This is a genomic window from Acinetobacter sp. V91_7, assembly GCF_031799075.1.
Classification (GTDB): domain Bacteria; phylum Pseudomonadota; class Gammaproteobacteria; order Pseudomonadales; family Moraxellaceae; genus Acinetobacter; species Acinetobacter calcoaceticus.
The window spans coordinates 1-12,030 of the sequence record NZ_JAVQNT010000023.1 but is presented as its reverse complement, the minus strand read 5'-3'; the positions used below and the strand labels follow the sequence as shown (position 1 = coordinate 12,030).

Below are 12,030 nucleotides of genomic sequence, written 5' to 3'. Positions count from 1 at the left end.
TTAATTTTCACAGGTCGCTTTAGGATTGTTTAAGCCTTTTGCTAAGGTAAAAGTACTTACGAGTGCTAAAGCAACAAAACTTAATACGCCATAAATTAAGGTATTTTCATTGAAATGATCAACCACATAACCGCCTAATAATGAACCTGTGGCAATCATGACCTGAAACATACCTACAAAAAGAGGCATACCTTTTTCAACTGCATGTGGCGCATGTACAAACATCCAGATATTGGCTGAGGTAGGAAAAGCACCAAATGCGAAGCCCCATAAAGCAGTTAGGACAATAGCACCAAATTCATGAATGGCAAAAAGCGGGAATCCAAAAAATACAATTGCAAAGCAAGCACTAACAAAGGCAAGCGTATAACGGACATTCAAATTACCACTATATCCAGCAAATGCATTTCCGAAAATACCTGCAATTCCATAGAGCAATAATAATGAACTAATCGTTGTACCATTAAAGCCTGCAATATTCTTAAAGAAAGGTGCTAAATAGCTATATGCACAAAAATGAGCAAGACCGATAAGCAAGACAATCAGCATGCCGCTACGTGCTTTAGGCGTGCGTAATAATGCTGGTAAGTCCCTCATATGGATTGGCGAGTCTGGAACAAGTTTAGGTAAAAAGATTAATTGTAAGATTAAAACAATTAAGCCAATTCCTGCTGTAATTCCAAAAGCACTGCGCCAGCCATAAAATTCACTTAACCATGTTCCAATAGGAACACCCAAAACTGTCGCAAAAGTTACACCTGCCATTACAACAGCAGTTGCTTTGGCAATAGGGAGATGGAGGGGAGCTAATTTTCCACTTAAAGCGATTGCCGTGGCCCAGAACCCGCCAATTGAGATGCCTAAGATTAAGCGACTGAGTAATAAAATATGAAAGTTTTCAGCAAAAGCAGTAATGGTATTGGCAATAACCATAATTGCTGTCAGTAAAATGAGAACATAGCGTCGATCAAGTTGTTTCACTGAAACTGGTAATAAGGGGGCAGCAATCGCGGCCATAATGCCGGGTACAGTAATAATAAGACCGGCTGTACCTACAGAAATATTTAAATCTGTTGCAACACTATTTAAAACACCAACAGGTAAAAATTCACTTGTTACTAATGCAAATGCTGCAATGGCAACGGCCAAAATGGCAAACCAGCTTCCCTGTGGGGAGGTCGTGGGTCGCGCTTTAGAGATAGAAGATTGGTCCATAGGAAATCCTTACTTGGCTAAATTTGGAGTGAGGAAAGGCAATTTATTAATTAACTAACGATCATTATGAAAATAAAATAGTTGATAAAAAATCGAACGTCAATTAATTTAATAACGATTGTTATAAAAATAGATGTGATCTTTATGACAAATACGCATGAAACGAATTTGATCGCTGCAGAAGACACGCTGAAAAAAAAGCGTGGGCGGCCTAAATGCTTTGATGAACAGCAGGTTTTGCAAAAGGCAATGTTGCTTTTTTGGGAGCATGGCTATGAAGCAACGTCGATCAGTGATTTAACACAGGCTTTGGAAATTACAGCACCAAGTTTATACAGTGCGTTTGGAGATAAGGCTGGGCTGTTTTATCAAAGTATTGATTACTACTTGGCTCATGAAGCATGCCCTATTGAAACCATCTTTTTAGAAGCAAAAACAGCAAAAATCGCTTTTGAACTTTATTTATACGATAACGTTAAAAGACTCGTCCAGCCAAATAAGCCCGCTGGTTGTATGCTCGTTGTTGCAGCTATGAATTGTTCTGACGCTACTCATAATGTGCAGCAAAATCTTCTCGATAAAAGAATAAAAACCAAAGAAAAATTATTCAAACGTCTTCAACAAGGTGTAGAGCAGGGTGATTTGTCTTCGAATGCACCGTTACAGGAAATGACAGACTTTTATGCAACTGTCATTCAAGGGTTAACGATTCAGGCAAGAGATGGGGCGAGTACCGAGCAATTACACAAAGTTGTGGAACATGCCATGAAGACTTGGACATTATTCTAAAAAACGGATGATGTCCTAAGTTCAATATCAATGTCGGAAATACGATATTTCAATTTATTAAGACATTCTTCAAAATAAACTCTCTTTTACAGATGGCGTATTACTATGAGTCAGGTCATGAAATATCATAAATGGGCATTTATATTTCCCATTTTGGCAGTACTGATTTGGTCTTTGAATATTGTAGTTACCCGCTATGTTTCTGATTATATCTCTCCGGTCAGTATCAGTTTTTACCGGTGGTTAATCGCCTTTATTATTTTAACCCCATTTATGTTGTTACCGGTTTGGAAACAGCGACACTTATTAAAACAGTATTTGCCTAAATTAGCAGTATTAAGTGCATTTGGAATGGTGCTTTATCAAGGACTTGCTTATACGGCTGCCCATTATACCAGTGCAACTAATATGGGAATTGTGAATGCATTTATTCCGATCTTTACGATTTTCGTTTCTCTTGCCATTTTAAAAGATGTGCCTAACCGCTTTGCAGTTTTTGGCAGTATTTTGTCTTTTGCAGGTTTGCTCTATGTCATGTCCCAAGGAGATATTGGCCACTTATTAAGTTCTGGTGGACATCTTGGTGATGCCTTAATGATTATCGCTGTGTTCTTTTATGCATTTTATGGGGTTTTTCTTAAAAAATGGCAGTTGCCCCTTCCAATCATGACGAGCTTATATGTCCAGATTGGTTTTTCTGTAATATTTCACCTTCCTTTGATTTTCTGGTTCGGACTAGATGCTTTAAATGCACAAAATGCTCCGAGTGCTATTTATGCAGGAGTATTTGCTTCACTCATTGCGCCTTTAGTTTGGATGTTGGCTGTTCAGCAATTAGGGCCTAATAGAACAAGTATCTTTATGAACTTAGTTCCTGTGTTTACAGCAATTATTGCGAGTGTCTGGTTATCTGAGCAGTGGACCATTTATCACACACTAGGTGGTGTAATAATTTTAATTGGTATCATCATGGCTCAAAAGAAGGTCAGTTCCAAAAAGAGTGAGCTGATACAAGAGCAAAACTAAGACCACTAAAAAAACTATGGCATATTTTGAAAAAAATTAATGAAAATATGCCATTTTTTTATTAGTTAAAGCTTTTCTATATGATTTATAAATAGATTATAAAACTAGGTTGAAATATAAATATTAAAAAAGCCGAATAAAAATATTAATATAATTTTAATTTTTAAGCGAAAAACCGTAAATTCCCTACACTTTTCATGCTTTTTTTAGAGAAATTATATATTTCTCTCATTTAGTCTATTGCCACATAATAGCGACCACTACGAAAGACGCTCTTTTTGGCAAATTATCTTTCGTTGCAGAGATATCCAAACCCTCTGGATGCGGTATATACCCATCCTTTTTTATGCTCAGTTATCCCTATATAACTGAGCTTTTTTTTGTCTGAAATTAGGCGCGGATAATCTCGCCTGTGAGAGCATTAATAATTCTACTTGGCTGCTGACTTTGGCCTAAATCACCATTGAGATAGTTTAATTGTGAACTAAAGTATTGGCAGGCATCTTGTAGTGAATGAGCAGGTTCTTGCCCGCTCGGGTTGGCACTAGTCGAGACAATAAAACCATGAAAAGCATTGCATAATGCCACACACAAAGGATGTGTGGTGACTCGAACAGCGACAAGAGGATGTTCACCTTTAATCCATGAAGGAATATGTTCACCAGCAGGCAAGAGCCAAGTTGTGGCTCTTTCTGAAGGTTGGTGATTCGTCCAGCAATCAATAATTTCTTGTTGGGTTGTTTGAGGTAAAGAGGTTAACAGGTGCTCAACTTGGCTAATATGGCCGGCTAATAAAATGACTCCCTTTTCAATTGGTCTTTGTTTCAGCTCTAGAATTTTTTGAAAAGCTTGTTCGTTAAAAGGGTCGCAACCTAGCCCCCAAACTGCCTCAGTTGGATACGCCAAGACTTGACCTTGATGTAAACTTTCGGCGGCTTCGGTAACTGAGGTGGTAATCATGGTAATACTCTTCCTTTCAATCAGACAGAATTGCTATTGTGTGCTCCCATACTAAGAGCGACAACGTAAATACAGCCCTGATTGTTGCATACATAAACCAAGTAGTTCTAGTTCCATGAGTGAAGAGGTGAGTTCTGCAACGGGTTGTGAGTGATGCACGACAAGCTGGTCAATATCTTGACCGACCCAGTCTAAAGATTGATACAGTTTAATTAAATGTTCAGGAATTTCTGGCGCGCCAGTTTCAGCTGTCTCACTTTGACTTTGTTGCTGACTCTGCCATTGGGTTGGAAGAGCAAGGTCCTCAACAATCTGTTCAGGATGATCGACTAAGATTGCACCCTCACGAATAAGCTGATGGCAGCCCTGATGAAATTCACTATAAATATGGCCGGGAATAGCAAATACCGTTTTACCTTGCTCAGCAGCTTTGTTGGCAGTAATCAGAGAGCCACTTTTTAAAGTAGCTTCTACCACTAACACGCCTAAACTCAAACTACTAACAATTCGGTTCCTACGTGGAAAATGCTGCTGTAATGGTGGTGTCCCGGGTAAAAACTCAGTAATGATGGCGCCGTTTTGAGCCAAGATCTGTTCTGCAAGTTTTTTATTCTGAGCAGGGTAGGTGCTGTCTAGACCTGTTCCTGTGACAGCAATAGTTCGTTGATGAGCAGATGCACCTTGGTGAGCAGCTTCGTCAATTCCATATGCCAAACCACTACTCACATAAAATCCTTTTTCACTTAAGTAATAGGCAAAATCATAAGCAACCTGACGACCATGTGGGCTTGGTTTTCGACTACCCACAATCGCAATTTGTGGTTGCAACAAAGCTTGAGCTTGGCCTTTTCCAAAAATGATGGGCGGATGATCTGTGTAAGGTAACAATTGCGTAGGATAGCCAGAGTCATCTGGCGTTAAAATAAAGTCAGTATATTGCTGGATCTGCTCAATCAGTTTTTCAAAATGAGCCTGACCTTGAGCAGTTTGAAATTCATCTACGCGTTTTAAATGATTGGCATGTAAACCGAGATTAGACCATTGGGCCAACCCAGCAGGTTTGACAGCCGTTTCACAGCTACCGAAGTAGTCGACAATTTTTTTAAAGCTAACTAAAGAGTGCTGAACCAAATACCACACTTTAAGGGTGTGGTAATGGTGTGAAGAAAGTTGAGTAAGCATTGTAAAGTGTATATCCAGCGTTAATCATCAAAACGAGGTGGCTGAATGTTTGAACCTACTTTAATAGGTAAGTCACTTTCTAATACATAGGCATAGCTGAGCTGATCAAAAGTTCTAAATACCATAAGGCTACCAATTTGTTGACCAGGTAACTGTATTGGTTCTTTGGTTTTAGGATCTCGAATGGTTTCACCTTGTTGGATAATATCAAAGACTTGACCCACCTGAATACCTTGAGCCGTACCTCGGTCTAAAGTCACTACACTATTTTTGGCTGCTCTACCAATTGAACCCATCACACGGATGATCTTGCCACCATCCGTCACTTGTTTAGCATCCACTGGGTAAAATAGAGTGGGCAAAGTCGCATCTTCTTCTGGCATGACCCGATCACCACGACGCACTTCGGAATTGTAGCTATCAGTTAGCTCAAGTGTTGTTATGTCTTTCTCAGAAGAAATCGCAATACCTGAAGCAACTTGTTGTAGTTCAATACCTAGGCTGTGTTTTTTACCCTTACTATCCATGAAATAGTACGGTTCACCTTCACGGTAGACTGCATAACGTTGTCCATCAATTAAACCTTGTCCGCGTGCATAAATCGTTTGGCCCTTTGCAGCAAGTACACGTTGATCGGCAGTGCCAACAATATAAGGCGTATGTTCAATTGCATCGGCTGGCAAAATTGTGCTGTGTTCTAACCACTGTTTGATATGTTCAAGTGGAATAACAGGCACATTATCGTTGAGCGACTCCACACGAACTTGAGGTTGTAAGTTTGCTGTTTGGCCTGTGTAGCGACGAATAATGCCGACACAACCATCTCCCTCATCTTTACCTATCAATGGTCGACCAGCTAAACTGCATAATAATAAGCGGTCACCCGGGTAAATCCAGTGTGGATTTTTGACGTGCTGATTACTTGCCCAGATTTCTGGCCAGCGCCAAGGTTTACTTAGGAAATGACCAGAAATATCCCACAGCGTATCTCCTCGTTTTACAACGTAGACATGTGGTGCATTACTTTTTAGAGAGGGTGGATTATGGTTCGGACTAGCAGCATGAACCTCTGCTACTGTACCCATTGCAACCCCTGTAAAAAGTGCGAAAGCAAGTAAATGCTTTTTTATCCCCAAAGCATGAAATTCAACCATGCCGTTAAAAACCTTTTTCATTATGATAATTCCTAAAAATTATGCGTGCAGATGCGTTATAATAGGCAGCTTACACACAATTTTTCGATGAAGTATTTCCTTCATTTGGTTTTTCAATCAATGGCATAAGTGAGGACGTCAGTATGGCCTTATTACCTATTTTAAGTTTTCCTGATCCCCGTCTTCGTACCATTGCTAAGCCTGTTGAAGAAGTTACTGATGAAATTCGTCAACTTGCAGCAGATATGCTTGAAACCATGTATGCCGCACCAGGTATTGGTTTAGCAGCTTCACAGGTAGATCGTCATATTCAGTTAATCGTTATAGATTTATCTGAAGCTAAAGATGAACCCTTGGTTTTTATTAACCCCAAAATCACTCCACTGACAGAAGATAAGCAGCAGTACGAAGAAGGCTGCCTATCGGTGCCACAAATATACGACAAAGTTGAGCGCCCGTCACGTGTGAAAATTGAGGCAATTAACCTTGAAGGTCAAGCATTTGAGATAGAAGCTGATGGACTTCTCGCTGTTTGTATCCAACATGAAATGGATCACTTAAATGGCAAATTATTTGTGGATTATTTGTCGCCACTTAAACGTCAGCGTGCGCGTGAAAAAGTCGAAAAAGTTGTTCGTCAACGTGAGCGTGAAAAAGTTGCAGTAAAACGTTAAAAATTTCTATTCTTCAAATATTAATATAGTGTGGATGTGATTTTTGGTTTTTCGTAGTGGTTTACTGCTTGCATGTGCAGCAGTATTTTTACAGGTTGCGGTATTTCTACAGCCGCTATTACCGAAGCAATATCAAATTGCTCCGGTCTGTGAAACTATTACCCGTGCTTTGCTGAAGCCCAAAGCACAGACGGAAGCCATGTCACATACCATGCATTCACATCATGAACATCATATTGAACAGGCTCAAACTGCTAGTCAACATGATCATCATGATGCAAACCATCAATGTCAATATTGTACCGTCTATGCCAATCTGGTTTTACCGCCTGAATTCGGCGTAAAAGAAGTTTTAGTTCGCATACAAGTTCGCTTAGTCGCCTATCAACAAGCATTCAAACATGTTTATTTTGCGCTACAGCGACTTTTCCTACTCCCACAAGGGCGTGCACCACCTCTATTTGCATAAATAAAAGCAATTTTTTGTTGGGGTCTTGATTGACTTCAATATCACTTTATTTATGTTTTAGAGCATATAAAAAATGTCACATTCTAAATTCTTATTACAACCTTTATGGGTTGCGATGTTTGCTGTCTCTCATTCGGGTATAGCTTTTGCTGATTCCCAAAAAAATGATGTCGCTACCAAAACACTTCATTCATTGGCACCTATCGTTGTTACAGCACAGCAAGGCAATGATGCAAATGGTCTGATTGTTCATGCAGATCCAAAGCAACCGATTCAGCCAGTACCTGCTACAGATGGTGCAGATTACCTGCAAAGTATTATGGGTTTTAACTCAATACAAAGCGGTGGAACAAATGGCGATGTAACATTCCGAGGCATGTTTGGCTCACGCATCAAAATTCTAACTGACGGGACTGAAAATTTAGGCGCATGCCCAAACCGTATGGATGCCCCAACTTCTTATATTTCACCAGAAAGTTATGACCGTATTTCTGTCATTAAAGGTCCGCAAACGGTTCAATATGCCAATACGGGTTCGGCAGCGACTGTTCTTTTTGAACGTCAGCCTGAAAAGCTCACTACAGAGAAACCTTATCGAGGGCAAGCGAGTGTATTGTTGGGTTCATATGGACGTATTGACCATAATGTTGAAGCTGCAATTGGTGATGAAAAGAAATATATTCGTTTAAATGCTAATCGTTCTGAGTCGAACAGTTATCAAGATGGTGACGGCAATACCGTACCTTCAGCATGGGAAAAATGGAATGCTGATGTGGCGATTGGTTTCACTCCAGATGAAAACACTTGGGTTGAACTCACTGGTGGAAAATCTGATGGCGAATCGCTTTATGCTGGACGTTCAATGGATGGTTCACAATTTGCGCGTGAAAGCTTAGGTCTACGTTTTGAAAAGAAAAACATCACTAATGTCATCAAGAAAATAGAAGGGCAGGTGAACTACAGCTATAACGACCATATTATGGATAACTTTAGCTTGCGTACACCGCCATTAGTTGAAATGACACATGGTGGTATGACGATGCTGATGCCGAATCCAATGGCAATGCAAGTGACGCGCCGTACACTAAACTCGCGCTTAGCCATGACCTCTGAATGGAATCAATGGAGCCTGATTACAGGTATAGATTCTCAATTCAATAAACATGGCGGTAGCATGTCATCACCAACGATGCCTTCTATGAATATCCCATATCGTCAAGATATGCGTTTTCAATCATATGGTGCTTTTAGTGAACTCGGTTATCAATGGAACGATCTCAATAAACTGGTTACAGGTGTGCGTTTAGACCGAGTAACAGTTGAAGATGAGCGCGCAGATTCTCAAGCAAAAGGCTTTAATACTAAACTTGAAAAGACTTTACCAAGTGCATTTGTCCGCTGGGAAAATCAACATCTTGAGCATGACTTAAAGAGCTATATCGGTTTAGGTTATGTAGAACGTATGCCTGATTATTGGGAACTTTTTTCGCCTAAACATGGTAATGCTGGCTCAACCAATACCTTTAACGGTGTAAATCCTGAGAAAACACTACAGTTGGATCTGGGCTTTCAGCAACAACATGGCGCTTTAAATACATGGGCTTCTGCCTATGTAGGTTTAGTAGATGACTACATTTTAATGAGTTACCACCACCACCCAAGCACGGGAATGGGGGGACATGATATGAGCCATGATATTACTGCGGGTGCCAAAAATGTCGATGCGACCATTGCAGGTGCAGAAGCAGGTATTGGCTATCAATTTACCGACCATATTCAGGCAGATTTAAGTGCTATGTATGCATGGGGTAAAAACACCACAGATGATAAACCTTTACCCCAAATTTCACCTTTAGAAGGTCGACTAAATGTTCGCTATGTGGCCGACAAATATAATTTAGGTCTCTTGTGGCGAGCTGTTGCTGAGCAAAACCGCGTGAGTCTGCATCAAGGTAACATCGTGGGATATGACCTAAAACCAAGTAAAGGTTTTTCAACTCTTTCTCTAAACGGAAGTTACAACCTTCTTAAAGATATTGATGTCTCTGTCGGCATCGATAACGTATTAGATAAAACCTATACCGAACACTTAAACAAAGCGGGTAGTGCAGGCTTTGGATTTGCGAGTGAAGAGCAGTTCAATAATATCGGAAGAAACTACTGGGTTCGTATGAGTATGAAGTTTTAATAAGCTTTAGCGAATTAAATGAACTGAAAATATTAATTTAACGAGAGAAATCAAATGACAAATAAATTATCGCCTGAACAGTCTTGGTGGGGATGGAAGTTACTTATTGTGGCTTCTATCTTGAGTTTATTGTTTATGATCATTTTTTACTTGGCGATCAACAACGAGCCTGACTACATGCCAAGTCAAAAAAAGAAGCAAATGGTGGAGTCACACGAGCAAATGAGCCACGCTGAAATGCATAGTTCATCGCCTCAATAAGTTCCTAACATTTAAAAATGGAAGTCTGATATCCAGACTTCCATTCTTTATTTTTAGGCTTGGGAAATTATTGATGCATACTCGCTAAGGTTTTTGCTTTACCTTGATTCTGATAAAGACTTAGACCAAGTTTTTGTATATTACGCCCTGATTTAGATAAGAAGTTTTCAATTCTTGGCGAAAGCTTTGCACCACTATAAAGTAATGAATTACGCAAAATTAGATAATAAGCAAACCACGAAGCAGATTGTTGAGGTAATCCGAGTAATCTCATTCTTTTCTTACCAATAAAAAATTGAGTAAGTTCTAAATGTTGTCGATAAGCAAGCTTCTGCTGCAAAGAACGTAAATGCTGATATTTTCTCTCAAAAGGTTCTTTAGATAAGCTCGATCCTAATTCAATACTGCTGTGATCGGAGCGCGGGTGAGCAAACTGCATCCAGTAAAGTAAGCGCCAGCCTTGAGTTTCAGATTGAATAAGCCATTTTTCATCAATACCCATCAACCAGCCAACATAACGCCAAAAATGTAAAAAATTCTTAGTTTCCTGTTTAGTCGGCCATATTCCTAAAGCTCGAATTCCTAACAAAACCACACTGCTAAACGCTAAATTGGTCATTGCTAAATCAAACTGATTAAGAGGAATTCCCCAAACTTCGCTATCCCAACGATCAGACTTTTTTAATTGTCGGCGAACAAGTGCATGAATAAAGCGAACATAAATGGTTGAGGTAAAGCCTGAACTCAAACGATAAAGCCCTTGAGGTTCAGTAATATCAACCCACCATTTGGTAGTCTCTGCTAAACGTGTTCCTGCTTGTTTCTTCAATGCGCCAGTTAAAATTAAAGGTTGATTAAACCCTGGATATAAATATCCCGCCATTAAAGATAAATCTCTAAGAATAAAACCATTATTTATTCCTAAACGATGAGTAAATTTAATAGCCTCATCAATTTGATGTTGATCTAGCCATTCAGGCTTTTGTTCAATGTAATTAAAGAAACTTTCTAACTCAGTAGGTATGGGCTTAGATAAGTCATCACGGCCTTGAAATAATATCTTCTCAAAAATCATGCGGTGATCTTTTGGATTTTGCATAACCCAATCAATTACTTTATCCATTTCAACGTCCCCTTCATAAAGAGCACGTTGTAAAGAAACATATTCTGCATAGTTTGGCTGTGCTGGTTTTTCGCAACAGACATTTAAAAACTGAGTAAAGAAATTACTGTCTTGCATGTCATTAAAAGAGGCAAGTCGAGTCGGGCTACTTGTTTGCATATTGTCACTTACTTATTGAGCTGAATAATAAATAGGCTAATATGAATAATTATTCGCATTCAATTCACATTTAAAGAATAAAAAACCAATGAGAAAAGCCCCACAGCAACAGCGTTCAAAAATTATTGTTGACCATATTTTAGAGGCGACACAGCACTGTATTGCCCAATATGGATTGCTCCATACCACGACTCCTAAAATTGCAGAGAGATCTGGAGTAAGTGTTGGGTCAATTTACCAATATTTTGAGAATAAAGATCAAATCATAGAAGAACTGTTGCGCCGTAAAAGCGAACTATTGGGGCAACAACTCAAAGAATTAGTTATGCAGCAAGGAAATATTCCTTTGGATATCCTTATCCCCTTAGCAATAGAACTAGGATTTGCTGCATTAAAAGCCGATCATGGTTTTTTTATAGAGGTACTGAAGCATTGGCATGACTATAGTCATTCGCAAGCTGCTCAGATTTTAGAAAAACATTTTTTTGAAGTTGGACTATATACATTTAGTAGAAATCCCCATCAATGGGACTTCGAACAGGTGAAGCATAAATCCTTTGTAATCATCAATAGTACGCTTTTTACAATGATGAGATATGTTAGTCAGAACAATTTTCTTATCTCAGAACAACAACTTAAACAAGAATTATCGAGCATGATACTGGCTTATTTAAGTCAAAAATAAATAATTAAAATAATTATTGATATAAAACAATTGGTTAGTGTGGTTGTTGTTTTAAAAATGAACGCTCAAGTCATAAGTTTTTAATTTTCGCTTGCAAAGGGTTATTAATCCTCTATAATGCACATCCATCGGCGGTGATGCAGAT

General features: G+C 39.1%; 11 protein-coding genes and 1 pseudogene. 7 read left to right on the top strand and 5 right to left on the bottom strand.

The annotated features are described in order from the left end of the window. Positions 1-1,215, bottom strand: a complete 1,215-nt coding sequence (locus tag RMB03_RS03545; RefSeq protein ID WP_281834427.1) for an MFS transporter — start codon at positions 1,213-1,215, stop codon at positions 1-3. A 135-nt stretch (positions 1,216-1,350) separates the two neighbouring features. Here RMB03_RS03545 and RMB03_RS03540 point away from each other — a divergent pair, with 135 nt between their 5' ends. Both RMB03_RS03540 and RMB03_RS03535 read left to right on the top strand, forming a co-directional pair. Continuing rightward, positions 1,351-2,004, top strand: a complete 654-nt coding sequence (locus tag RMB03_RS03540) for a TetR/AcrR family transcriptional regulator (protein ID WP_281834429.1) — start codon at positions 1,351-1,353, stop codon at positions 2,002-2,004. 105 nt (positions 2,005-2,109) lie between these two features. Next, entirely contained in the window at positions 2,110-3,030 is a 921-nt protein-coding gene (locus RMB03_RS03535; protein ID WP_003655508.1) for a DMT family transporter, read from the top strand. Between the two features lie 390 nt (positions 3,031-3,420). On the opposite strand, the gene RMB03_RS03530 is transcribed toward RMB03_RS03535, so the two are convergent. The 3 genes from RMB03_RS03530 to RMB03_RS03520 are packed head-to-tail and all read right to left on the bottom strand — an operon-like array spanning position 3,421 to position 6,347. Beyond that, entirely contained in the window at positions 3,421-3,990 is a 570-nt protein-coding gene (locus RMB03_RS03530; protein ID WP_311073932.1) for a Sua5/YciO/YrdC/YwlC family protein, read from the bottom strand. A 51-nt stretch (positions 3,991-4,041) separates the two neighbouring features. After that, complete coding sequence (gene dprA, locus RMB03_RS03525; protein ID WP_311073929.1) at positions 4,042-5,172, bottom strand: DNA-processing protein DprA; 1,131 nt, start codon at positions 5,170-5,172, stop codon at positions 4,042-4,044. Positions 5,173-5,192: 20 nt separating this feature from the next. Beyond that, on the bottom strand, positions 5,193-6,347 hold the full coding sequence (locus tag RMB03_RS03520) for a LysM peptidoglycan-binding domain-containing protein (RefSeq protein ID WP_311073928.1): 1,155 nt from the start codon (positions 6,345-6,347) through the stop codon (positions 5,193-5,195). A gap of 122 nt (positions 6,348-6,469) precedes the next feature. Between RMB03_RS03520 and def the strand changes: the two genes are divergently transcribed. The 4 genes from def (at position 6,470) to RMB03_RS03500 (ending at position 9,918) form a co-directional block, all read left to right on the top strand. After that, positions 6,470-7,000, top strand: a complete 531-nt coding sequence (gene def, locus RMB03_RS03515) for a peptide deformylase (RefSeq protein ID WP_004795267.1) — start codon at positions 6,470-6,472, stop codon at positions 6,998-7,000. 43 nt (positions 7,001-7,043) lie between these two features. Then, positions 7,044-7,469: a DUF2946 family protein gene (locus RMB03_RS03510; protein WP_092710596.1), complete on the top strand. Its 426-nt coding sequence runs from the start codon at positions 7,044-7,046 to the stop codon at positions 7,467-7,469. Between the two features lie 73 nt (positions 7,470-7,542). Further along, positions 7,543-9,657 carry a TonB-dependent copper receptor gene (locus RMB03_RS03505; RefSeq protein WP_311073922.1) on the top strand — a complete coding sequence of 705 codons (2,115 nt, stop codon included), beginning with the start codon at positions 7,543-7,545 and terminating at the stop codon, positions 9,655-9,657. 54 nt (positions 9,658-9,711) lie between these two features. After that, complete coding sequence (locus RMB03_RS03500; RefSeq protein ID WP_311073919.1) at positions 9,712-9,918, top strand: hypothetical protein; 207 nt, start codon at positions 9,712-9,714, stop codon at positions 9,916-9,918. Between the two features lie 67 nt (positions 9,919-9,985). Here RMB03_RS03500 and RMB03_RS03495 read toward each other — a convergent pair whose 3' ends face one another. Then, a complete protein-coding gene (locus RMB03_RS03495; RefSeq protein ID WP_311073917.1) occupies positions 9,986-11,200 on the bottom strand; it encodes an oxygenase MpaB family protein in 1,215 nt (404 codons plus the stop codon). A gap of 88 nt (positions 11,201-11,288) precedes the next feature. Here RMB03_RS03495 and RMB03_RS03490 point away from each other — a divergent pair. Then, a pseudogene (locus RMB03_RS03490) lies at positions 11,289-11,859 on the top strand (TetR/AcrR family transcriptional regulator). Positions 11,860-12,030: the final 171 nt, after the last annotated feature.